Consider the following 26,539-nt stretch of genomic DNA (forward strand, 5'->3'; position numbering starts at 1 on the left):
TACGTCGAATCAAAATACAAACTTTGATTCAAGTTAGGTTGTAAAACTAGCTATTGACATACTTTTCAATTAGTCCCAAATCTTCAAAAAATAGCAAATTCCCTTCTTTTTGAAAGCTTGGATTTTGATAATGCGCTGATTTACACTTGTGAGGTTTTTATGGATGAATTTTAACCGAAGTGTGTGGTCTATGCGACATTGAGTTTAGGAATCCAATACATCCGCCTTCTTGCCAAAATCTTTTGGAAGCTCTCCAAAATGTTTATGGTAGCATTTGGTAAAATAGGATGGACTGTTGAAGCCGACCATTTCGCTGATTTCGGCAATGCTATGGAGTCCATCACCAAGTAATTCTGCAGATTTTTTTAAGCGGACCAGGCGGATATAGCCATTAGGAGTGAGTTCGGAGATTCCTTTGATTTTGCGTAGCAAGCTTGACTGACTCATGTGCAGTTGATCGGCAAGTTCAGAGACGCCAAAGAGTTCATTTTCAATATTTGCTAAAATTGCTTCATTGATTTTGTTCAAAAATTCCTCATCCGCTTTGGTATAGGCGATGGTGTCTGAATTTACAAGAGGGAGGCTGGCGAACGCCTTTTTGATTTGATCTCTATGCTGAAGCAGGTTTTTGATTTGTAGATACAGAAATTCCAAAGAAAAAGGTTTCTCTAAGTAGACATCAGCCCCCATTTCAAGTCCGGTGATTTTTGCATTGATGTTATTTTTGGCAGTAAGAAGTACCACTGGAATATGACTGGTTTCCAGGTCTGACTTGATATGTTCGCAGAGTTTATAGCCATCCATCTCTGGCATCATTACGTCTGAGATCACTAGATCGATTGGTTCTTTTTTCAATACTTCTAAAGCCAAAAGACCATTTTCCGCTTTGTGAATAACATATTTTCCTTTTAGTTTTTCACCCAGAAACTGGAGCAATTCCTTATTGTCCTCAACCAATAAAATAGCCGGAAGACTACTTTTTTTCTTTGGTTTCACAGACCCTGTAGCCGATTCCTCCCGTTCTTCACTGATTTCTAATTCAATCAGAGGGGGATGTTCTTCATGGAATTGAATTGCTTCTTTTTGTTTGATTGGGAGCTCTAGGACGAATTTGTTCAACGCAGGGTCATTTGCCAATGAAAGCGATCCATGGTGCATTTCCGCGAGAGATTGTGCCAGTGGCAACCCCAGTCCCGTGCCTTGCTTAGCTTTTGATGCATTGGTATCCTCGATTTGAAAGAAGGGCTCAAAGATTTTCTTCGCCATTTCCCTAGGAATAAGATCTCCGTCATTGGAAATTTCGATTTGGAACACGGAAGGACTGGCAGGATTATAGTCCATCCGGATATGAATCATGCTCTCAGCGTTTTTCAGTGCATTGATTAGAAGATTGCTGAGAATCTTAATAACTGCCTCTTTATCCACATCCGCAAAAAGTGTAGCCGTGGATTTTTCTAATGTAAAATTTAACCCAGACTGACCTGCGGTAACTTTGAACCTCATATAAAGCTCATCCAGAATTCCACAGATTTCAGTTTTGAGAAAGCTCAATTTAAATCCCCGCTGCTCGGTCTTGCGGAAGTCAAGCAGCTGATTGCTGAGATCAATGAGTCGATTAGTGTTTTTCTCAATGATCAGTAAGTCATTTTTCACTTCTGCATCGCAATTGCGATCCTTACTTAGAATATCTTCTAAAGGCCCTTTGATCAAGGTCAGAGGCGTCCTGATTTCGTGTGTGATATTAGTGAAAAACTCGATTTTAGCTTCATATAACTCCTTTTCCTTCTCAGCTTCAAGAAGTTTGATCTGTACTTGGTGGCGGTTGTTTACCCGGTTTTTATATAGGGTAATCAACCAGTAAACTATCAAAATCGTCAGAATTACGTAGAACGCATAAGCCGTCGGGGTTTCGTAGAATGGTGGGAGAATTTCGATTTGTAGCTCTGCTTCCTGATAGGTATCGGAATCTTGGTTTTGTGGTGACCTAATTTGAAGCGAGTAATTACCTGGAGGCAAATAAGAGTAAGAAATCGTATGAGAATCGGCCATCTGTGTCCAGTCATCTTCCAAACCTTTCATTCGGTAAGTGAAATTCCAATTTTGAGAATTGGTGTACCCTAAGGATGCTACTTCAAAAGTCAGTGAATTTTGATGCGACATCAATGATATTTTGTCTGTATTAATGATGGATTTTTTAAGAATTCCATCGACCGAATCGATTGGGATTTCTTGGTTGAACAACTCTATCCCTGTGAAAATAAGTTTGGGCTTGAAATTACTAGCCTCTATTTTTTCAGGATGAAAGGAAATAAATCCTCCCTGCGATCCAAAGTACATAGTGCCATCCTCAGCTTTGTAACCTGAGCGGTAATTAAATGGACTCGGGATTAGACCGCTTTTCTCATCATATAGCCGCATTACTTTAGTTTCTGGGTCAAACTGGATTAGTCCTTTATTACTGCTGAGCCAAAGTGATCCAAAGTTGTCCTCCAGAATCTTGAAATACGTGTTGGCTGGAAACCCCTTATCGATAGTATAGGATGTGAAGATTTGATCGGCTTCATTAAATTTGGCAAATCCCCCACCAGTAGTAGCCACCCAAATCGTAAGTGCTGAATCCTCATAGACATCGATTACCGTCTGATGAGGTATGTTGTCAGGTTTGGATGGATCTGGCATGAATTGCCTTGTTTCTTCTGTCTCGGGATTATAACGCATCAAACCGTCATTGTAAGTGCCAGCCCAGATTATCCCAGAATGGTCCTCGAGAAGATCATAGACAAAGTAATTACCAAACTGATCTATTTTTCTAAACTTATCCTTTTCCTTCTCATATAGAAATAGTCCAGAGGGAGTTCCCACCCACATTCTACCCTTGCTGTCGCTTAGAATAGAGAAAGGATCATCATTGGTCAGTCCTGACCCTTTGGTATTAGAAGTGATTTTTTTGATTTTCCCAGTTTTGGTATTGAGAATATTGACACCTGTATTGAATGTTCCGATCCAAAGCTTATCCCCTTGTTTAGCCAGACCGTGGACATTTCTATAGGGTAATTCATGGTCTAAGTCGCCTGTCGGCAGCTGCTCAAATTTTCCAGTCTTTGGATCAAAAAGATTCAGACCAGCATCTTCGGTTCCGATCCATATTCTGCCATCACCATTTCCTACCATCTCCCGGACACGCTTTCCACTTATGGTATTGGCATTCGTAATGGGATAGTATTTCTCAAATTTTATTGACTGGTTAGGCAGGTAATTTATCCCACCAAAATAGCTGCCAACCCAGATACCCCCTTCACTATCCTTCCAAAGTGAATAGATGGCATTATTGGCAAGTGAGTATGGATCATCCGCATTTTCTTTGAGATTTTGATAGGTATTGGTGACGAAATCATAAATGAACAGTCCTGATTCGGTACCTATTCCTAGTTCATTTTGGCTGAATTGAAACATCGCACGGACATAAATTGGATTGCCATTTTCGTCCATTGTGAGTAGATCCGAAATCCTGCCACTGCTTTTTTCAAGTTTTTTCACTCCGGCATTTTTGGTACCGATCAGCATAAAATCCCCCCAGTCATGCAAACCCAAAACTTGATCCTGAGAAAGCTTGCCTTCCTCGTCCATATAAAAAGAAAAAGTATCACTGTCTTCAAGGTACCGTCCCACTCCTTTGTCAATCACTCCGATCCAAACCACATTTTGATCATCAACTTCTACTGATGAAATATGACCTGATGGTATACTGCCCTTTTTAGAAGAATCATGTGCTAGTAGTACCAATTCTTTTTTCTGATAATCAAATCTAAAGAGCCCATGGTTATTACCTGCAATCCAGATGTTACCAGACTTATCCTCAGCTATGGAAGAAATAATGTCTGTAGGAAATTTTCCATCTGCGGTTTTATATGGAAAAGGTGTGAATGTTTCCAGAGCTTTATCATATAGGTAAATCCCTTCGTCTGTTCCCAACCACAAAATTCCGTCACGGTCTTCATGGATCGCATGCACATAGTCATTGCCCAGGATAGTTGCCGGATCACCTTTGGAGTCTGAATTATAGTTTTTCCATCGTTGCCCATCGAATCTATTGAGACCGTATTTGGTGCCAAACCACATGAATCCCTGACTGTCCTGAAAAATGGAAAAAACAGAATTGTGTGAAAGTCCTGAATTGATGTCATAATGCCGGAAATAGTAGCGCTTATCTTGCGCTAGTCCAAGGCTTATAATCGATAGGAAGAGACTGAGGCTTAAGAAACCTGCCACTACACTTTTTGACAAGGTCATAGGATTTGGGTTATATACTTGAAATTATTAAAATCCACTCAGCTGGCTCATTTTCCTGTTAATATTTACAGACTCTGATGCATAATTGGAGAATTCTTTTCATTTGCTGACTGAAAAGTTACAAACCATCCGAAATCGATTCCGCTCTCCGAAATCGATTGCAAAGCATTTTTTCTAAGATTGTACCTATTCAGAATAATTTAGAAGCAAGCATCTGCTATGAGCCTATACCATAAAATTTATTGTTACATTTTATATACAATTCAAAATTATATTTCTACAAATGAGATTTAAACAGTTATTAATAAAATGAATAGCGGTAATTCTTTCATTTTTTGAAGCATTTTTAATATAAGCTCGCTGGGGTAAAATTTACATTTATACAATCGGTAGAAATGCTATTCATCAAGTGAATTTGCTAAACACCGGAGACTAATATTTTACATTAAACCCACAATTAATCTATGATAGAAAGTATAACTCCGACCTAGCCAAATCCTTTGGCAGTACACCTAGTCATCCTTGGCTAGCGCAGTATTTATCCCCTTTCTCTAGTTCTTGAAAACTGCCTTTTTCTAAGGCAGCAGGGAAAATATTGCCAAAACCGAAGACCTATTTATTACATAATTTCTAACCCAAAATGAAATCATATGAAAAGACTTCTTCTCATGAAATCTAGCCTGATGCTCCTCATAGGAATGCTAGCGATACTACCGCTAATGGGGCAGACAGGCACCACCATCCACGGAACCGTCCTGGAGGAATCCTCCGGAGAGCCATTACCTGGAGTTAGTATCCTGGAGCAAGGGACTACCAATGGTACCGTCACCGATCTTGACGGTAAATTTGCGATCACACTTAAAAGTGATAATGCTACACTAAGACTCTCTTTTATTGGCTACAAAACCCAAGAAATACTGATAGACAATCAAACCAACCTTGACATTTCTTTAGTCAGTGATCTTGGTAGCCTCGATGAGGTGATTGTAGTAGGCTATGGTGAGCAGCAGAAAGAAACTATCACCGGTGCCATTGCCAATGTGACGAGCCGGGATATAGACAAAGTGCCTTCAGCTACAGTTTCAGGGGCTTTGGCGGGTAAAATGGCCGGTCTTTCTTTCCGACAGCCTGATGGACGCCCGGGAGCAGGAGCATGGCTTCAGATCAGAAATATGGGAACGCCACTTTTCGTAATCGACGGAATTCAGAAGGATGAAGGACAATTTAACAACCTGGCTCCCGGAGATATAGAAAGTATCACAATTCTGAAAGATGCATCGGCGGCAGTGTATGGATCCCGCGCAGCAAACGGCGTAGTAGTGGTAAAAACCAAGCAAGGCCAACGTGGCGAAACACCAACAATTAATATCAACGGATATTATGGGGTGCAAAACTGGTCAAGATTTCCAGATGGGGTAGATGCCTATGAATGGATGTTGGGTAAGGCTGATGCAGATATCAACCAATTTGGAAATACAAACATTACTGCGGAGGAACTGGAAAAGTGGAATCAGGGCACTGAGTACGGCTACAGGTCATTCAACTGGAGAGATTTTATAATCCAGGGAAACGCGCCTCAAAGTAATTTCAATGCGTCGGTTTCTGGTGGATCTGAACGTACCAACTACTATTTATCGGTAACAAGATTTGATCAGAAATCAGTATTCTCTGACGAATTTGAATTCAATAGAACAAACATTCAATCCAACATCAATACAAATGTTACTGACAAGTTAAAAGTAGGTATGCAGATCAATGGTAGGATTGAAAATAGGGAAAACCCTGGTGTTCCTGGAGGTGATGACTATTGGCAGCCTAGGTTTGCGCTCTTTAGAAATAGACCTACTGAACGTCCGTACGCTAATGACAATCCAGACTACCCTGCCAACATCAACAACATCGAGACCAACTGGGCGCTGTTGAACTATGATCGTACAGGCTTCTATGAAAATAAATGGCAGGTGCTACAGACAAACTTTACCGCTGAATATGAGATCGTTCCAGATCTGGTGGTGAAGGGAATGTACTCCTACTATTTGGCAGACAATATGTTCAACACATTCGAATACACCTATGATGTATATGGGTATAATCCTGAGACAGATGAATATTTCAGATCTGGTGGAAATGACAACCCATACCGTGACCGAGGACAAACTAAGATCATGGAAAACGTATGGCAGTTGTCTTTAAATTATAAGAAAACCTTTGGAGAAAATCATAATGTAGCCGCGTTCTTCCTAAATGAAAGAATCGACCGTACCCGTCTATTTAACTTCCTGCACTCTGTGCCCACAAACAACTTCTTGGATATCATCCGGTTTGCCGATACGGATACTTATAATGACGAACGCCAAGAGGAAGCTAGAATCGGCTATGTAGGTCGTGTGAATTATGATTACGCTGGCAAATACCTGCTGGAAATCGCAGGTAGAGCAGATGCTTCTTGGAAGTTTTCCCCGGCAAACCGCTGGGGATATTTCCCATCAGTGTCTGCTGGTTGGAGAATTTCAGAAGAGGGATTTATGGATAATTTCTCATCGAGTGTAAACATGGATGAACTGAAAATTAGAGCATCTTATGGACAACTTGGAGATGATAATATTGGCATCGGTCCTTTTGACTACCTCACAGGATATAGATATGGTGCATCTACGGTAATAGTAGATGGAGAAAATATCCAAGGATCTGCCAATACCGGTCAACCTATCGACAACCTTTCATGGTATATAGCGACTATCGCTGATATAGGATTGGATTTCTCTTTTGGCAGTGGGAAGATCACGGGAGCTATAGACTATTTCCAAAGAAAAAGAACAGGGCTGAGAGGGGTAAGAAATGATATCTTCCTACCGCTGGAACTAGGATATGGGCTGACAGATGAGAATCTAAATTCCGATTCTAATTCCGGAGCAGAGATCGCAGTAAACTGGAATGGAAAAGCAGGGGATCTGGTATTTAGAATTGGAGCAAACGCTTCTTATTCACGAAGTAAATTCCTGGAATCCTATAACCCAACTTTCAGCTCCTCTTGGGATCACTACAGAAACTCCCGTGAAGATAGATACAACGGCATCTTCTGGGGCTATGAAGTAATCGGCCAGTTTGAGTCATTCGAAGCTATTAATGATTATCCTGTCAACATTGACGATCAAGGCAATAAAACCTTACTTCCTGGAGATTTTATTTATAAAGATGTGAACCAAGACGGCAAAATCGATGGATTCGATCAGCGCCCAATCGGCTACCAGTCAGGAGCACTTCCAAGTATGAACTTTGGCTTAAACTTCAATTTTCAGTATAAAGGATTTGATCTGACTGCCGACTTCTCAGGTGGTGGAATGTACTCTTACAACCAAAACTGGGAAATGAGATGGCCATATCAAAATGGTGGAAACTTATTGGCTTCCATGTATGATGATCGCTACCACAGAGAGGATATTCTGGATATCAACAGCGAATGGATTCCCGGGAAAAACCCTCCACTTCGGTTCAATACCGGAGGACATAGCAACTATAACAAAAACTCCACTTGGTGGCTCACCAATGTAAAGTATTTGAGAATGAGAACGCTCGAGTTAGGTTATACCCTTCCAGAGAAAATACTGAACAGATGGAATATGCAAAGAGCCCGTGTCTTTGTGAGTAGCTATAACCTGTTTGCACTGGATAATGTACACCAGTTCGGAATTGATCCTGAAGTAGCAGATGAAAATGGCCTGCAATATCCACAGAACAAGGTGGTGAATGTAGGATTCAACGTGTCATTCTAATAAACCCGAACGAACAATGAAAAATTTGAGATATATATACCTAGTTATTTTCCTTGCATTTGCAGGATGTAACAATGACGAGTTTTTGGATAGAGAACCCACTGATATTCTTGGAGAAGATCAGGTTTGGGCAAATGACGACCTGGTATTTTCTGTGTTGGCTGATTTGTACAATCGGCTTCCAGATTATCAAGGCCTGGAAAATTGGTGGGAATACGCCAATTTCGATGAGACTTTTGCTAGCAATGCAGGCGATTATTGGAGACATCAAAACCAAGAATACGGCTATGGTGACTGGGGAATGTGGAATTACGGCTATATCCGTGACCTGAACCTTTTCATTCAGAAATGCGAAGAAGCCACTGAGATTTCTGCTGAGTCAAAAGCCAGATTCCTTGCTGAAGCCAAGTTTATCCGTGCGATGGTTTACTTTGAGCATGTGAAGCGAATGGGAGGTGTACCGTTGATTTTGGAGCCTCTAGAATATGACTACAGCGGTGATCCAACCTACTTACAGTACCCTAGAGCCAAGGAGCATGAGATTTATGATTTCGTGATTGCTGAAATGGAGGAAGTGAAAGATGATCTTCCAAATGGCGGAACCAAATCTAGAGCGACAAAAGGCGCGGCGCTGTCATTAATTTCAAGAGCAGCTTTATACGCAGGATCAATCGCCAACTATGGTCAATTGACTCCTGAGGTTTCTCTACCAGGAGGAGAAGTGGGAATTCCTGCTGGAATGGCTGATGGGTATTATACCACTGCCTTGAATGCATCTGAGGAAGTAATGGGATTAGGCACATATGAATTGTATAATCAGGATCCGGACAAGTCAGAAAACTACACTAATATTTTCCTAAACAAAACCTCTAATAATGAGGTGATTATGGCAAAAGACTTTCTAGTGCAGGGAAGAACTCATGGCTTCACGATAGAAACTATCCCCCGTTCTCTGCGTGAAGAAAACACCTCTGGCGGTAAGATGAATCCGTCGCTTAACTTGATCCAGTCATATGAGTTGCTGGACAATACCTTTGCAGAACTACCAACAAAAGATGCTTCAGGTAATCCAATCTACTACGATGATCCTATGGATATTTTCGAAGGAAGAGACCCAAGATTAATGGGAACGGTGGTAGTGCCAGGCTCTACTTTTAGAGGGCAGGAAGTGGATATTTGGGCTGGATATAAGTTAGAAGACGGATCTGTGATTACTTCAGGGCAGCTAGGCGGACAGGCACAACTTCCAGGAAGTGATGCTTCGGTACAGGTAGTTGGTTTTGATGGACCTATCGACCAGCTGGAATGGTCAGCCCAGAACGGTTTTTATCTAAGAAAATATGTGGATACGTCTGTAGGTTCCGGCCAAAGAGGTACAGGTTCGGCAGTTTGGTTGGTGAGATTCAGATATGCTGAGATTTTATTGAATGCTGCTGAAGCTGCCTTTGAACTTGGTCAGCTAGAGAAAGCTGCTGATTATATGAATCAAGTGAGAAGAAGAGCCGGTTTTCCGGTCGATCTGACTTCTAGTGAAATTGATTTTGACAGAATCGTACATGAGCGTAAAGTCGAGTTGGCATTTGAGAATCATATTCTTTGGGACAAAAAAAGGTGGAGACTGGCACACAGGATTTGGAATGGTGTGACCACAGATCTGACGAATAATCCCAGTGATGCATTGGCTGTAAGCACGAGAGTATTCGGCCTGAAGCCTTACAAATACTATGAGCCTGGTTCTCCAAATGACGGCAAGTGGATCTTCGAAGAATTCGTTCCTGCACCAGTGTTCAATGCCCACAGATTCCGATTGGGTAACTATTATTCATTTATTGGTGACAATGTGCGGAACAACAATCCGAAGATTGTCAGAAATCCAAATCAATAAATCCCTCTAAACTCAAAATCACATGAAATTAAATTTCAAAAACATACTGGGAATGATGGGGATAGCAGCTTCCCTTGTATCCTGCAAATTTGACAATTACGACGAGCCCAACTTCCAATTAGATGGCAGAATAACTTATCAGGGTGAGCCAATAGGCGTTAGCTACAATGATGTCTACATCGAGCTTTGGGAATCAGGCTGGCAGCGTCTGGGAAATATTGGTGTAGCGGTGGATCAGGATGGATCTTATTCTTCTCTTCTTTTCAAGGGAGATTACAAAATGATCATTCCCAATAATCAGGGACCATTTATGAAAATCACCAATGACCAAACAGGCAATGACACTATTCCTGTCAACCTCACTGGAAGTCAGACGATGGACATAGAGGTGATGCCGTATTATATGGTTCGTAATGTTACGATCAGTGGCGGAAGTGAAATGGTTTCGGCCACCTTTGACTTGGATCAGATTATCACCGGAGACGATGCCAGAGATATTCAGGAAGTTTCACTTTATGTAAGCAAGACATCATTTGTGGATAATCGTACCAGCATCGCTACTACTAATAGAGGTGGAGGCGATCTGGAGGATTTTTCTGCAATTGCTTTGGAAGTCGCAGTACCTGAAAGAGTACCTACACAGAACTATGCATACGCTAGAGTTGGAGTAAGAATTCAAGGCGTTGAGGATATGATTTTCTCAGAAATAGTAAAAGTAAATCTATAAGCCTCTTATGGATATGCCGGGGGTGCCCAGCCAGTGAGATGGGTTCTGGGCGACCCGGCTTTTTTTATTATGTTTAAAAAAAGCTATAACATGTATCTTCTACTCTGTATTATCCTAGTATTCGGGTCTTGCACCGAATCATCTGAGAGCCAAACTATCACTCCAGATATTCCAATAATTACCGACACGCTTACCTATACAAATCCAGTATTTGAGCCTGTATTAGCTGATCCTACGGTGGTGAAAGTCGGTGATGAATTCTATGCCTATGGCACTGAAGACAATTGGGGAGAAGAAGGAGGCTACCATTTGGTACCGGTTATCAAGTCAAAAAATCTGGTGAATTGGGAAGTAGTGGGAAACTCCATGTCAGATAAGCCAGATTGGAAAGATAAAGGAGGGATCTGGGCACCGGATGTCACGCAGGTTGGAGATCAGTTTTATATGTATTATTCCTTTTCTACTTGGGGTGACCCCAATCCTGGGGTAGGACTGGCCATTTCCGACCAGCCCGAAGGACCATTTGTAGATCAGGGTAAAGTATTTGATTCTGAAGAAATCGGGGTTACAAATTCCATAGATCCTTTTTATATAGAAGAAAACGGAAAGAAATTTCTGATATGGGGAAGCTTTCATGGTTTGTTTTTAACTGAATTGACCGAGGATGGTAAAAAGCCAACTGGAGAGAAAATCCAAGTTGCCGGCAGCCATCTGGAAGCTGCTTATGTCTATCAAAAAGAAGGGTATTATTACCTGTTTGGCTCTGCAGGAACCTGCTGCGAAGGGGCAAATAGCACATATAAAGTTCTAGTGGGAAGATCGGAGAATTTGGAAGGGCCTTATGTGGATAAAAATGACAACAATCTTCTTAACACAGATGCCGGAACTTCAGTCGTGAGCGGTAACCAAGGGAATATTGGCTACGCCGGACCAGGTCACAACGCTGAGATAGTCCTTGATGATGCAGGTCAAGAATGGTTTCTTTATCATGGGATGGACAAGCAAAAGCCAAAACTTGGGAATGGGACAAATCGGCGCGTATTGCTCTTGGATAAGATCATCTGGACAGATGGATGGCCAAGTATTGCTGGCAATAAGCCAAGCATTAGTTCACAGGCATCCCCCGTTTTAAAATAGTTTTATACAAGAATCTGAAAAAGAGGAGGGTAAATAGATAGGATAAGGGTTGGAGGCATTGTGAAGTATTGTCGTAAAAATCAAGGTCATTATAGATTTTCATTATTACCTTGGTATCTAAACTCAATTATTTCACTAACAATAACCCAAACCTATTATGAAAAAGTCATACACTAGAAACACTACTAAAATCAAACCTAGTTTGAAACAAGGCGTAGCGATATCAGGGAAATTTACTATCCCAAAACCTATTGTAAATGTTAAAAAACCGCTTTAAAGTAACAATAGCAATAATTAGTGCTGGGTTGGTTTCTTATAATACAGGGAGTGATTCAAGTAATCAGGTAACTTTCCTTGACCGAATACCCACAGAAAACACAAATGAATTCTACATCAGCAATCGGGCACCATTAGCGGCAAGTGCACTGATTAAGCTTCCCGTATGTGAGGTGAAACCTGAGGGATTTTTAAAAGAATATCTGATTCGCCAGAAAAACGGCTTGACCGGGAATTTCGGTGATATCTCCGCTTGGATTCAAAAAGAGAACAATTGTTTTCGAAGGATGTCAATGGCGAATGGGGCTGGGAAGAAGTACCCTATGATGATTCGGGATGCAGAAGAACTACGGATTGATAACGGGATCAGGATCGCTGGCACAATATAAATCATGCCCAAGATTTTCGTGAGCCTGAAACCTCCCAAAAACCTCCGATCAGCCCGGGGTGGACGTGATTCTGGCGCCCATGGCGCTGCGAGGTTACGGGGCGCCTCAATTAGAAAATAACCCAAAAATGAATGAATAAACTACTCTGTCTACCCAGAATAATTGCAATCCTTCTCCTATTTCTTAACTTTTCCAACCTAGGTTTAGCTCAAAACAGAACATTTGACAATCCAGTTTTGGCGGGGGATCGCCCCGATCCTACCGTGGTAAAAATCGGAAAGTACTATTACGCTTCCGCCACTTCCAATGAATGGGCACCGCTTTTCCCTATTTTTAAGTCTACCGATATGGTGAATTGGGAATTGGTGAATTATATTTTTCCTGAAGGCGCTCCTGACTGGGCAAAGAACAACTTCTGGGCCCCCGAACTATCCTACGACGAGGAGCAGAAGAAAATCTACGCTTACTACACGGCAAGAGATAAAGACAGCAATCGCCTAAGTGTGGCTGTGGCAAGTGCGGATTCACCTGAAAGCAAATTTACCGATCATGGACCTCTGGTGGCTCAGGAATATGGTTCCATTGATGCATTTGAGGCTCGTGATGAAAACGGAAAAATCTATGTCCTCTGGAAAGAAGATGGAAATAGCAAAGGCCAAAAAACGCCGATTTGGGCACAGGAAGTGAATGAATCTCGGACTGAACTGATCGGTGAGAAGCATGAGCTTTTCCGAAATGATCAGCCTTGGGAGGGCGGACTGGTGGAAGGAGTGGCTATTTTCCAGAAGAACGGCTATTTCTATGCGACGTATTCGGCGCGAGGTTGCTGTGAGATCAGCTGTGATTATGTCACCGGAGTAGCCCGAAGCAAGTCGCTTTTGGGGCCTTGGGAAAAGTACGATATGAACCCGGTGTTGAAGGACAATGAAAACTGGAAGTGCGCAGGACACGGCACTGTAGTTGAAAAAGACGGAGAATTCTGGATGCTCTACCATGCATACAATACCGAAGGAAGTGTGTACGTTGGACGTCAGGGCGTCTTGGAAAAAATCGAATGGACTGATGATAACTGGCTTATTTTGGCAAACAATGCCGGCTATGATCGTAGTAAAGCTTCTTTAGAATTCACAGACAATTTCAAAAAGCGATTGGATCCTATCTGGCAATGGAGAGTGACACAGGACATCCAATACGAAACAGGCAAAAATGGTCTCAAGCTTCAGGCTTCGGAAGAGAATGAAACCTTGGGAACGCTACTGGTACAAGGCACCAAATCGCTGGATTACCAATATGAAGCAACGATTATTCCTGATGAAAGTGCAGGCGCCGGACTGGCAGTAATTGGAGGAGCAAATAATGGTTTTGGCGCTCCACCTGCGGGAATGGGGATTTCCGTGAAAGGTGATCAGCTAGTCCTTTGGGAGACCATCAATCAAAAGACAAGGGAAATTGCCAGCGAAACAATTCCTTCCGGTAAAGAAGTGAAATTGATTCTGACCATGAATGATGGTTATAAGATGACCACTTCAGCTATTGTGGATGGCAAAACTATTCAAGTCGGCGAAGAGCAAGATGTGAAGCATTTAGTGCCTTGGGGAATGGGCTTTAGGCTTGGATTGGTGGCCAAAGGAGCTACGGATGCTTATGCCCATTTCAAGGAAGTGAAGATTTCGTACTAGTAGCTAGTATTTAGTAGCTGGTATCAAGTATGTTTTTACCGGACTTATAGAGATCAAAAACGGGCTTATTGCATTGGTGCTTATAGTTATTTTAACTCTCAGTGAAGCAGTGAATACCGATTTCAGAAAAAAACTTGATGCTAGGCTATCGAGAAGAATCAGACAGTTTTAAAAGACTCTTCCAATTCAGGAAACAGGGTCCCGAATTAAGCTGGTTACATTACAAACTAAACATCTAAACAATAAATCTATTCATATGAAGAAAACACTGATTTTTGGCGCATGCCTTCTTTTTGCGCAGCAGATCGCCACAGCCCAAACTGGCAATTATAAACCTGTAGAAGGTAAAATCATGACGGAGTGGGCAACTCAGGTAACTCCTGAAAATGTCCATCAGGAATATCCAAGACCTCAGATGACCCGTGAAAATTGGGTGAATCTGAACGGGCTTTGGGATTATGCCATCAAACCAAAAGGTCAGGCAATTCCAACAAACTTTGACGGAGAAATTCTGGTGCCTTTTGCTGTGGAATCTGCACTTTCGGGTGTTGGTAAAACTATTGGCAAAGACAATGAGTTGTGGTACAAAACGACGTTTTCTACTCCAAAGAAATCAAGCAAAGACAAAGTACTGCTGCATTTCGGCGCCTCCGACTGGGAAACCGAAGTTTTTGTCAACGGTAAAAGTGTAGGAAAACATCAGGGAGGATATGATCCTTTTGAATTTGATATTACAGATCATTTAAAATCCGGAAAGTCTCAGACTCTGCAGGTGCGGGTATGGGATCCCAGCGACGATGGACCACAGCCTCGGGGCAAGCAGATCAAAAATCCACATGCGATTTGGTACACTCCCGTGACTGGCATTTGGCAGACGGTGTGGTTGGAAACTGTGCCCGCTGCATACATCTCTGAGCTAAGAAATGCTTCTAATATCAATAACAATCAGATTTTAGTGACTCCGGAAGTAGCGGGAGCTGAAGATGGACAAGAAGTAAAAGTATCTGCTTGGAAAGACGGGACTATGCTTGCAGAGCAAACAGTGAAGCCTTCCGAAACGGCGAAACTCACAATTAAAGATGCTCAACTTTGGGAACCTGGAAATCCGGTTCTTTATGATTTGAAAGTAGAATTGATCGATGGCAAAAAAGTTTTGGATGCTGTCGGAAGTTATGCGGCTTTGAGAGAAATCAGCATGGCTGCAGATGAAAATGGAATTCAGCGAATGATGCTGAATGGTAAATTTTTGTTCCAATACGGTCCTCTAGATCAAGGTTGGTGGCCCGATGGTCTATATACTGCGCCAAGTCATGAAGCGATGATCTTTGATATCCAAAAGACTCAAGGCATGGGCTTCAATATGATCAGAAAACATGTGAAAGTAGAGCCTGCCACTTGGTATCATGCATGTGACAAGATGGGAATGCTCGTATGGCAGGATATGCCGAGTGGAGATATGGGCAATGGCTGGGAAATGAAATTGGCCGTACTCGGAGAGCAAACAGATAAAGACAGAACTCCGGAATCCGAAGCGATTTTCAGAGAAGAATGGAAAGAGATCATGGATGATTTCTATAATTTTCCATCCATTGTAGTTTGGGTGCCTTTCAACGAAGCCTGGGGTCAGTTTAAAACCAAAGAAATCGCCGATTGGACCAAGACCCATGATCCTACAAGATTGGTGAACAGCGCAAGCGGAGGGAACTTCGAAATGGAAGGAACCAAAATCGCGGGTGATATTATCGACTTGCATAATTATCCCGATGCAAAAATGCCTGATCCGAAGATTTACGGAAAAGACAATATTCTAGTGCTTGGGGAATTTGGCGGACTGGGACTTCCTTTGGATGGCCATGTATGGCAGCAGAAGGATAACTGGGGCTATCAAAGTTTCAAAAATCAAGAAGAACTTTACAATCGCTATTCGCAATTGATAACAAGACTTGGTGAGTTGGTGGAAGCGGGCCTTTCTGCGGCAGTCTATACCCAGACCACAGATGTGGAAGTAGAGACCAATGGACTGATGACCTATGATAGAAAAGTCATCAAGTTTGATGTATCAAAAATGCAAAGTATCCACACACCTTTATATAAAAAGTGAGCGCAATGAATAATCATTTCAACAAAATCCTTGGTGCTGCTGCACTGGGGGTTTTACTTTACAGCTGCGAAAGCAAACCCAAAGAAGAAACTAAAGTAGAAGAACCTGTACAAGAGCAGATTTTTGGAACAACCTATCAAGACAAAAAAGTGGAAACATACGAGATCAAAAATGCCAGCGGCATGAAAATGAAAGTCACCAATTTCGGTGCAAGAGTTACTAATCTTTGGGTTCCAGATAAAGACGGCAATCTAGTGGATGTAGTACTGGGATTTGAGACCTTAGACGGATATCTGGAAAGCAGCGAGAAATACTTCGGTGCAGCGATTGGTCGCTATGGCAACCGGATAGCCGATGGAAAATTTACCTTGGATGGGCAGGAATACACGTTGCCTCAGAACAACAATGGACAGACACTGCATGGCGGTCCGGGAGGGCTCGATTATGTGATCTGGAATGTGGAAAAGTCTGGAGAAAATGGTTTGATCTTCACCTATACCTCGCCGGATGGAGAAGAAGGTTTTCCAGGAGAATTAAAAGTGAAAATGATTTACACGCTTACAGATGACAACGAATTCAAGGTCACTTATGAAGCCGAAACTGACAAAGCCACACCGGTAAACTTGACTCACCACTCCTTTTTCAACCTAAATGGTGCAGGAAACGGCACTGTCCTGGACCATACGCTGCAATTGAATGCCAGCGAATACACGCCTGTAAATGACGTGCTTATTCCTACGGGAGAGGTAATTTCAGTAAAGGAAACTCCCTTTGACTTTACAGAACCAACTACAATTGGAGCGAGAATCAACGAGGAAAATGAGCAATTGAAATTCGGTGGAGGATATGACCACAACTGGGTGCTGGACAAATCCGGAGCGGATTTGACTCAAGCGGCAGTTATTTCTTCTCCGCAAACAGGGATTGAAATGGAAGTGTGGACAACTGAGCCGGCGATCCAGTTTTACAGTGGCAATTTTCTTGACGGAACCATCACCGCCAAAGGTGATAAAGTCTATGAACAGAGATCCGCATTCTGCCTGGAAACCCAGCATTATCCGGATTCCCCCAATCAGCCGAATTTCCCTTCTACAATTCTGAAACCCGGAGAGAAATACGAGCAGACTTGCATTTATAAGTTTGGGACGAACTAAAAGTAGAAAGCCATCTTGAGAAATCAGGATGGCTTTTTTACTTAGTCTTTAATAGATATTCTAATTGGCTGCCGAATATAAACTCAACAATTTTTTGAAGTGTAGAGAGATGAGCTTCTTTTCAAATGTGGAATTGTAAAACTTAGAAGTTCAGACTTTTTCTGCCAGCCTTTTGGGTCATACCTCTTTTTATACGGGAAGGGAAATTGGAAAATCGTAAATATTGGACGACCCTTTGACCTTCAAAATCTTGCGCTTTATGAGCTCTCAGATGACCTGGCAAAACAGGTTAACTTGAGAGATCTGAACCTGAGAAACTCAAAGAAATGATGGAATAATGGCAAAAGATTATACAGGAAGTAAAAGTCAGAATCGATGTCCCAAACCGGGAGATGGGTTTTAGTAGCAAATCAAGGGATAAAAGCTTTTCAATGCTGAATTAAGGGCCCTTTGTTATACTTTTTCGAACACTAATCGGTAATGATCCATGATCTCTTTTTCAAAACAGACCCTGTTTGGACTTATTTTGAAAACTGCAATTAAGTGCCTGAAATCTTTATCAGTGAAATATTTTGGAAGGAGTGAGAGGTAAAGCCAATATTTTTTGAGATGGAATTTTCTGAATTTTTTCCGCCATTGAGTAATGGTTTCAATATAATCCAGTCTTCCACTGCTTTTAGAAATTAATCTGAATCCGGGCTCGGCACAATTGACAACCATTTCGGGGCCGTATGGAAGCCAGGAACCGGGAAATTGCTTTACCATAAGGGCCATGATATAGGCGGTAGATCCTTTTTCAGCATTCACGTCCAGTTCTTCAAAATCGACCATGTTCTTACTGAATGTCATTGTCTGCATATAAACCCTTCCCCCAACTGGCAACAAATCATAGAGGATCTTAAAAAAATCACGGTATACTTCCTCCTGTTTTCCCGCTTGCCAATCTTCCACAGAACAGAAATGTTCAAATCCCCCAATGCATGTGATGGCATCGAAAACTCCAAAGTCCTCTGGCTTTATGTAACGGCAATCTTTCACCAATACATTATAACCATTCTTTTGACATGCAGCTGCCTGCCCTTGTGAGAGTGTCAAACCTATACTTATTGCACCTCTTTCATCTGTTATATAACGTATGAAGGGTGCCCAACCACAGGCCATGTCAAGCACTTTGCTGCCTTTTTTTATTTTTAAACTGTCGGCTATAAATTTATGTTTTGCTTTTTGAGCCTCTTCAAGGGTCATCGAAAAATCCCCATCGTATTTTGCTCCACTGTAATCTCCGGTCTCTCCCATGCTAAGACGGAAGATTTCATCGATTGTGGTATACGTATAATCTAAATCTCTTTGGTTAGCCATAGTATATTTTTAAAATTGTTACCAAATAGTATATAATAACTAAAAATGATGATCTATAACCAAGTACTCCAGTTCCTACATAATTGGTGCTAGGTACTATTTAAAAGTATTTTATTTAAGTCTGATATCCAATTCCTTAAAAACACTTTTTATTTGATCAAACTGATGACATTTCTACTGGTTTGTTTTATAAAGATACTCCTTCCTTTACCACATACTCATAGAATGTCTTTGACAATCCTGCCAATTGCTCCGTGGCTTTATCATAGTCCTCCAACTTATTAGACAACAAAACCAAAATATATGCTCTTCCATCCGGTAGATAAACTATCCCTGCGTCATGGTGCAAGCCAACTATGGCGCCTGTTTTATGAGCCACAGATACATCTTCGGGAAGATAAAATGGGATAATTGTATTGAATTGTTGGTCCTTAAGGATTTTGATCATCCGCTCACAATCCTCCTCCGTCCCTGCCGTTTGCTCCGCAATAGCTTTCATGATCAGCATCAGATCCTTTGCAGTAGTCATATTGCTCATGCCAAGTTCATATGCTTTGGTGTCCTCGACTCCTCTCAAAACTTCGATTTTGTCCGCGCCTAGACTTCGCATGGTAGAAGTGGTATTTTTTGCACCCACCAATTCTATCAACACATTGGTAGCCAAATTACTACTGACAGTTACCATACTGTACATCAAATCTTTAATAGCGACCTGAGTACCAATCTTGCTATAAATCACGCTGTCACTATCCATATCAACTTGCATACTGTAAAGACTACTGTCCACTATGCTCTTGAATTCATTTTTGAGCAAGATAGAATCATCAAGATTTAACGTTCCCTGTTCTTGCTGTTTGAAGAGTTCGATCATAACCGGCACCTTCATCGTGCTCGCAGCATGAAATACCTCGTCTGCCTTGATCAGTAAACTATCATTTGGATCAGAAAGGTTATAGAAAGCAATGGCCACATTTCCCCGGATAGAATCTAGTTGAGATAAAAGGGCGCTACGTAAATCTTGTTTTCTAGCAGATTTCTGTTGACAGGAGAAGGAAAGAATTAAAAGTAGTAGGCAGATAATTCTGGCTAGGTATATAGACATATTGGTCATAAATAATTATGTGGAATTTCTTGGGCAACAAGACTTGCTCTAAATTATCAATTTCTTTGGGACTTTATTTTTATGAGTATGCGTTTTCCTAAAATTTTGGCGATTGAAGACAAGCCTGAATTGGCAGAACTGATCTTACTGATTTTAAGTATTTGGTCAGCGATTATTTACATCAATATGCTGGACGAAATCCACGTCAGTATTGATTATGGGCCGGATAATTATTTGATTCTCCTTCAGTCGAGAAAAAATTCAATTCATTGGGGAAAGAATTCATGCAGTTCGTCATAAGTCAATGCGCTGGAATTACTGATTATCTATATACTGGTGGGGTAGAAATAGCTGTAGAAGATAATGGAGGAGGAATTCCCAAAGCCATCAAGGACAAGATTTTCCAGCCCTTCTTTACTACCAAACCGACAGGTAGCGGTACTGGCCTTGGGTTATCTCTCAGCTACGATATCATCAAGGCTCACGGTGGTGATCTCCGGGTGAAAAGCATAGAAGGAGAAGGCACAGAAATGATTATCTTTTTACCGATCAAATAGGAATACCCATGATAATCACCGAAGCAATTAAAGCAGAGTTAGCCAAATGGCTCGACACCTACTGGACAACTTATATGAAAGGTGACTTTGATATCTGGTCGACTTTTATAGCAGAGGATTACTATAATATTGGTGGGACCAAGGAAGAGATCTGGCATACTAAACAGGAGATTTTAGATTACAGTCACGCTATCCATGATCAGATGGTTGGTCAGGCCGAGTTTCGCAATCGGCAGATCGAAGCTCTTCCCTATGGTGACTATGTGATGGTCAATGAATTCACAGATCTCTATGTCAAAATAGAAGGAGAATGGACTTACTACGGCCCTTTTCGAATGTCATCCCTGCTGGAGAAGACCGATACCGGCTGGATTGCCTTGCATCAACATGGCTCCTACCCTGACATGAAAGCTATGGAAGGCGAGGCTTTTGCCTCAGATGCACTCAAAGCAGAAAACAAGCGTCTTCAAGAAGCAGTGGATCAGCGAACTTCCGAACTTCTTGTGAAAAATCGGGAATTGGAAATTGAGACATCACTGGAAAAAGTGCGTGCTGTAGCCATGGGAATGAAAAAACCCGAGGATATGCTGGATGTCTGTCGCATCATTTCCGATCAATTGCAACAGTTTGGAGTGGATAAAATCCGAAATGTTCAGCTTGCGATAATAGACGAAAATATCGGTCAATACCTGTGCTATCAGTATTTCACTCCTTATGACAAAATAGCAGTAGAAATAACAGAATACCTCAAAAGCCCGGTAGAGCATGGAATGGTTAAGCAGATGCTTGCTTCTCGGGACGGCTATTTTATCGGTAATCTAAGCGGTCAAGAACTTGAAGAGTTTCGCTCACATCGAATAGAAGCAAACCATTTTTCCGATCCTTTTTTGGATAAAGCCATCCAATTAGATTATTGCTTTTTGTCCATCGGCGAAGGGGGACTAGGACTGACGGTGTACCAACCAATGGCCGACGATGTTTTGACATTGTTCAAGCGTTTTCATCAGGTTTTTTCACTGGCTTACCAACGATTTCGGGATATCCAAAAAGCCGAAGAGCAGGTACGTGAAGCGCAGATTGAAGCTTCGCTGGAAAGAGTAAGAGCTCAGACTATGGCCATGCACAGCAGCGAGGACGTGGGGAAATGTGTTGTCAAGATGTTCAGTGAACTCACAGCCTTAGGGGTGGATGAAGGTACCCGGTTTGGTATCGGTATCCTGAACCATAACAATGAAAACAATCAGCTTTGGACGGCCCGCAAAGATGGTGATGAAGTCAACATGCATATCGGCAACATCAATATGGCCTCCCATCCTTTGCTCAAAAGTGCCCGGAAGGCTTGGCTAGCGCAAGTACCATTTCATCGCTATGTATTGGAAGGTGAAGATTTGATGAATTACTATCAAATGCTCAATAATGCGCCAGGCTATAAAATTCAGATACCGCTAGAAAAATTACCCAAAAGAGAGATCCAACACTGTTTCATATTCGAGTATGGTTTTTTTTATGCATTCAGTCCCCGTGAATTTCAACCCGAATTAATTCACATTACAAAGCGGTTTAGTTCGCTGTTTGAACAAACCTACAGACGGTATCTGGATTTGGTAAGAGCAGAAGCCCAAGCCCGTGAGGCAGAAATCGAGTTGGCTCTCGAACGGGTAAGGGCAAGGACCATGGCCATGCAACACTCAGACGAGCTGACTGAAGCTTCAGAAGTTTTGTATCAACAGGTCTTTGCCTTAGGGATTGAAATCTGGGGCTGTGCTTTTCATATTTATGCAGATGATCCTGAGGGTGACTATGAATGGTTTAGCAGCAGTGAAGGGTCTTTGCCATTTTACAAAACTCCCAGAGAAAATTTCTTCTTGAAGTTTTACGAAAAAGGCAAAGCCGGAGAAACGTTCCATGTGGAAGAATTCTTAGGCGAGGATTGCAAAGTCCATTATGATTACCTTATGACTATTCCGGTCATGGGTGATGCACTTCGTGAAATTGTGGCTTCAGGTGCCTCTTTGCCCGAGTCGCAGTATGACCATATTGCTTTTTTCAAGCATGGATTCCTATTGTTCATTACCTATAAGCAGGTTCCCGAATCACATGCCATTTTCCAACGCTTTTCAAAAGTATTCGAACAAACCTACACGCGTTTCCTCGACCTCCAAAAAGCGGAAGCCCAGGCAAAAAAAGCAAAAATAGAAGCAGCATTGGAAAGAGTTCGGTCCAGAACCATGGCCATGCATCATACCGAAGAACTCAAAGAGGTTATTCAGGTCGTATTCGAGCAATTGGTAGGATTGAAAATCCATGTCGAACATGCAGGGTTCATTCTCGACTACAAGGAACGGGAGGACATGCATATCTGGTTGGCAGATCACCAACAAGGAGTACCCACCGAAATCACCATTCCCTATTTTGATTCACCGCATTGGAACAGTTACCTCGAAGCAAAAGCCAAAGGAGAATCTTTTTTTGCCAACCTGCTCCCCTTTGAAGTAAAGAACAAATTCTACAGTGATCTTTTCGAATTGATTCCGGAATTGACGGAAGAAGCGCAGCAAGTCATTTTCAGCAAACCGGCACTTGCCATCTCCACCGTGTTGCTGGACAATGTGGGATTGTATATCGAGCATTATTCAGAGACACCGTTTACAGCCGAAGAGAATGCTGTGTTGATGCGCTTTGGTAAAGTATTTCAACAGACCTACACCCGCTTCCTCGATCTGCAAAAAGCCGAAGCCCTGGCAAGGGAAGCCAGGATCGAAGCGGCTTTGGAGCGTGTAAGGTCACGTTCCATGGCGATGCACAAGACTGATGAATTACAGGAAGTAGTGCGGGTAGTGGCCGAAGAGTTGAAACACACAGGTGTGATCCTCGATACATGGGGCGCTGTGATCTGTACCTATTTCCAGGATTCCAAAGATGTATTACACTGGACAGCAAGCGAGGATCCTGCTAACCCTTCAATTGCTTTTTTATTGCCCTATTTCAAAGATGAATTGTTCGATGAAGCCTGGGAATCAAAAGAAAGGGGCGATAGCTATTTTGCTAAAGTGTTTTCGTTTGAAGTCAAAAATGCCTTCTTCAATCATGCCTTTGAGCATTCCGATTACCGGCAACTCCCAGACGATTACAAAAAACAAATTTTAGAAAGCGAAACTCATGGAATAGCCTGGGCCTGGGCAAAAAATTCTGCTATTATGATACCTTCCATTCAGGGTGATCTGCCATCCGAAGATGAAAAAGAAATCCTGATTCGTTTTGCAAGAGTTTTTGAACAGTCCTTTATCCGCTTTCTCGATCTTCAAAAAGCAGAAGCCCAGGCAAGGGAAGCACAGATAGAAGCCGCATTGGAAAGGGTGCGCAGCAGGTCCATGGCCATGCATAAAAGTGAAGACCTCCTAAAAGTCATCACAGTTGTTTCAGAACAATTACAGCATCTCAATTTTAAATTCAATACTGTAAGCTTTGCCATCAATAGCCAAAAACATGACTATACTTTTTGGTTTGCGATCCTAGGAGATCCTACTCCAATTTATATTCAGGTTCCCTACATAGAAAGCCCAATGTTTGACCGCATGAAGGATGTATTGGCAAGTGGACTTGAATTCTACGCGGACACACTCACCCCAGAAGAAAATAGGAGGTGGCATGAACATGTCTTTCAACATGCAGTCCTGCCTTCCCTGACTGAGGATACTAAGGCATATATTTTACGAAGTGGTTATGCCCGGTCTATCGCAATTAAGCCCAGTATCATGTTAATCGTTAGCAACTATGCCGGCACACCATATTCAGATATTGAGAACGAAATACTCAAAAGATTTGGGACAGTATTCGAGCAATCTTACACTCGTTTTCTTGATCTTAAAAAAGCAGAAGCGCAGGCAAGAGAAGCGCAGATTGAAGCGGCTTTAGAGAAAGTCCGTGGCCGCTCAATGGCCATGCAAAAAAGTGAAGAGTTACCGGATGCAGCCAATCTGTTGTTCCGGCAGATTCAGACGTTGGGTATGCCAGCCTGGAGTGCAGGGTATTGTCTCTGGGACAAGGACAAACAAGGAATTACGGCCTGGATGTCAAGCGAAGGAGTAATGCAGCCACCTTTTCATGCCCCGCTTAACGAAGACCCTACTTTCATTCACATGAGAGAATCTTATGAACATGGAGAATCGTTGCACGTGGAGGCAGTGGGGGGTGAGGAACTCGTAACCCACTATGAGTATATGCGAACCTTGCCGGTAGTTGGCGATATTTTGGATTCCATTATTAGTGCAGGTCATCCATTGCCAACGCTTCAAGTTAATCATGCTGCTTACTTCTCACATGGATACCTGCTTTTCATTACGTATCAACCAGTACCTGAAGCGCATGATATTTTTAAACGATTTGCCAAAGTATTCGAACAAACCTACACCCGTTTTCTTGATCTTAAAAAAGCAGAAGCTCAGGCAAGAGAAGCTACCAAGCAGGCTTCTTTGGACCGTGTCCGTGGGATAATTGCCAGCATGAGATCGGCTAATGATTTGGAATTAATTACGCCCTTGATATTCAGGGAACTGACAATACTAGGTGTTCCCTTCATTCGCTGTGGGATATTTATCATTCAAGAAAAGCAAGAGATAGTCGAAGCCTATCTTTCCTCACCGGATGGCAATTCGCTTGGTCTTTTGCGGCTTCCCTATCAGGCTAGCGAACTTACTAATCAGACTGTGGAGGCCTGGCGAAAGGGTGTGGTTTACAGACAGCATTGGAATAAGGAGGATTTTGTCCATTGGATCAAACTGATGATGGATCAAGATCAGATCCAGGACAGCAGTACTTATCAGGGAGCTGCAGCACCTCCGGAATCTCTGGACCTCCATTTTATTCCTTTTACCCAAGGGATGCTTTACGTGGGTGCCGAGAACCCTTTGGATGTAAAGGAATTAGAATTGGTGCAGGCTCTGGCCAAGGCTTTTTCCATCGCTTATGCCCGATACGAGGATTTTGTGAAACTGGAGCAAGCCAAAGCCGAAGTAGAATCCGCCATGAGCGAACTCAAAGCCACCCAATTCCAACTCATCCAACAGGAAAAACTCGCCTCTCTCGGCCAACTCACCGCCGGCATCGCACACGAGATTAAGAATCCGCTGAATTTTGTGAATAACTTTTCGGAAGTGTCTATTGAGATGATAGAGGAAGCAAAAGAAGAAAGGAGCAAGAGCCAAGAATCAAGAGACGAGACCTTGGTGGATGAAATACTGGAGGATATCAAGTCTAATCTTGAAAAAATACACCAACACGGCTCACGGGCCAACGGCATAGTGACCTCCATGCTACAGCACTCCAGAGGTGGATCAGGGAAAATGGAACCCACAGACTTAAATGCCCTTGTCAAGGAATACGTCAACCTCAGCTTTCATGGGATGCGGGCCGGAAAGAATCCGATCGATGTGGATATCCAATTGGATTTGGATACTGATTTGGGCATGGTATCCTTGATCAAAGAAGACTTCACTAGGGTAGTGATCAATCTTTGTAATAATGCTTTTGATGCATTGCGGCAGAAAACCTTCCAAGGGTTGGAAGTTTACCATCCCAAACTAACCGTTCGAACCAAATCTGAAAATGGCACAATCCTCATCGAAATCGAAGACAACGGACCGGGCATTCCTGATGAGATCAAAGACAAAATCCTACAGCCCTTCTTCACCACCAAAAAAGGAACGGAGGGAACGGGATTGGGGCTAAGCATTACCCATGATATCATCAAGGCTCACGGGGGAGAATTAGAAATCGAAACTTCTATCAACAAAGGGACAACTTTTATAATCAAACTAAACAAATGAAACAATACAAACTGACATACACTAGACGAAAGATAATTAGGGGATTCCATTCCGCTAAGGCGGAACAAGTCGTGACAATTAAAAACTATAATAATGAACACCTGAAATCGAGCCTGACGCAAGCGACACACGGAGGAATGATTATAAACCATGCGAGATTCCATGTGACCAATAAAAATCAATTATAAACACATGAAAGCAAAAAGCATACACGTCCAATCGCCGGAGAACCTCAATGAATTCTTATAATCGCTTAATTGGAGATATTTTAGAGACGATTCATTA

13 protein-coding genes and 1 pseudogene are annotated in these 26,539 nt (G+C 42.2%); 11 read left to right on the top strand and 3 right to left on the bottom strand.

Annotated features, from left to right (window positions below):
• Nucleotides 1–204: 204 nt before the first annotated feature.
• Nucleotides 205–4,290, bottom strand: coding sequence for a two-component regulator propeller domain-containing protein (locus SYJ56_RS00875; RefSeq protein ID WP_323831537.1), 4,086 nt, complete (start codon nt 4,288–4,290; stop codon nt 205–207).
• Between the two features lie 650 nt (nt 4,291–4,940).
• On the opposite strand from SYJ56_RS00875, the gene SYJ56_RS00880 reads away from it, so the two are divergent.
• From SYJ56_RS00880 to SYJ56_RS00915, 8 genes are all read left to right on the top strand, one after another.
• A complete protein-coding gene (locus SYJ56_RS00880; protein WP_323831539.1) occupies nt 4,941–8,063 on the top strand; it encodes a SusC/RagA family TonB-linked outer membrane protein in 3,123 nt (1,040 codons plus the stop codon).
• A gap of 16 nt (nt 8,064–8,079) precedes the next feature.
• The gene (locus SYJ56_RS00885; protein WP_323831541.1) at nt 8,080–9,948 is read left to right on the top strand and encodes a RagB/SusD family nutrient uptake outer membrane protein; all 1,869 of its coding nucleotides are present in this window, start codon (nt 8,080–8,082) and stop codon (nt 9,946–9,948) included.
• 22 nt (nt 9,949–9,970) lie between these two features.
• On the top strand, nt 9,971–10,675 hold the full coding sequence (locus SYJ56_RS00890) for a DUF3823 domain-containing protein (RefSeq protein WP_323831543.1): 705 nt from the start codon (nt 9,971–9,973) through the stop codon (nt 10,673–10,675).
• A gap of 90 nt (nt 10,676–10,765) precedes the next feature.
• Entirely contained in the window at nt 10,766–11,812 is a 1,047-nt protein-coding gene (locus SYJ56_RS00895) for a family 43 glycosylhydrolase (protein WP_323831544.1), read from the top strand.
• A 257-nt stretch (nt 11,813–12,069) separates the two neighbouring features.
• Nucleotides 12,070–12,477 (top strand): hypothetical protein, encoded by a 408-nt coding sequence (locus SYJ56_RS00900; protein WP_323831545.1) that lies wholly within the window; start codon nt 12,070–12,072, stop codon nt 12,475–12,477.
• Between the two features lie 131 nt (nt 12,478–12,608).
• Nucleotides 12,609–14,156 carry a glycoside hydrolase family 43 protein gene (locus SYJ56_RS00905; protein WP_323831546.1) on the top strand — a complete coding sequence of 516 codons (1,548 nt, stop codon included), beginning with the start codon at nt 12,609–12,611 and terminating at the stop codon, nt 14,154–14,156.
• A 256-nt stretch (nt 14,157–14,412) separates the two neighbouring features.
• Nucleotides 14,413–16,257: a glycoside hydrolase family 2 protein gene (locus SYJ56_RS00910; RefSeq protein WP_323831547.1), complete on the top strand. Its 1,845-nt coding sequence runs from the start codon at nt 14,413–14,415 to the stop codon at nt 16,255–16,257.
• 5 nt (nt 16,258–16,262) lie between these two features.
• On the top strand, nt 16,263–17,411 hold the full coding sequence (locus tag SYJ56_RS00915; protein ID WP_323831548.1) for an aldose epimerase family protein: 1,149 nt from the start codon (nt 16,263–16,265) through the stop codon (nt 17,409–17,411).
• Between the two features lie 453 nt (nt 17,412–17,864).
• Here the strand turns inward: SYJ56_RS00915 and SYJ56_RS00920 are convergent, their stop codons facing one another.
• Nucleotides 17,865–18,770 carry a class I SAM-dependent methyltransferase gene (locus SYJ56_RS00920; protein WP_323831549.1) on the bottom strand — a complete coding sequence of 302 codons (906 nt, stop codon included), beginning with the start codon at nt 18,768–18,770 and terminating at the stop codon, nt 17,865–17,867.
• A 187-nt stretch (nt 18,771–18,957) separates the two neighbouring features.
• A complete protein-coding gene (locus SYJ56_RS00925) occupies nt 18,958–19,872 on the bottom strand; it encodes a serine hydrolase (RefSeq protein ID WP_323831550.1) in 915 nt (304 codons plus the stop codon).
• 87 nt (nt 19,873–19,959) lie between these two features.
• On the opposite strand from SYJ56_RS00925, the gene SYJ56_RS00930 reads away from it, so the two are divergent.
• The 3 genes and pseudogenes from SYJ56_RS00930 (at nt 19,960) to SYJ56_RS00940 (ending at nt 26,254) form a co-directional block, all read left to right on the top strand.
• Entirely contained in the window at nt 19,960–20,172 is a 213-nt protein-coding gene (locus tag SYJ56_RS00930; RefSeq protein ID WP_323831552.1) for a hypothetical protein, read from the top strand.
• 35 nt (nt 20,173–20,207) lie between these two features.
• Nucleotides 20,208–20,429, top strand: a pseudogene (locus SYJ56_RS00935) (sensor histidine kinase); the annotation flags it as partial.
• A gap of 8 nt (nt 20,430–20,437) precedes the next feature.
• Nucleotides 20,438–26,254 carry an ATP-binding protein gene (locus SYJ56_RS00940; protein ID WP_323831556.1) on the top strand — a complete coding sequence of 1,939 codons (5,817 nt, stop codon included), beginning with the start codon at nt 20,438–20,440 and terminating at the stop codon, nt 26,252–26,254.
• Nucleotides 26,255–26,539: the final 285 nt, after the last annotated feature.

The organism is Algoriphagus aurantiacus (assembly GCF_035156405.1).
In the GTDB taxonomy this organism is placed as follows: Bacteria; Bacteroidota; Bacteroidia; order Cytophagales; family Cyclobacteriaceae; genus Algoriphagus; species Algoriphagus aurantiacus.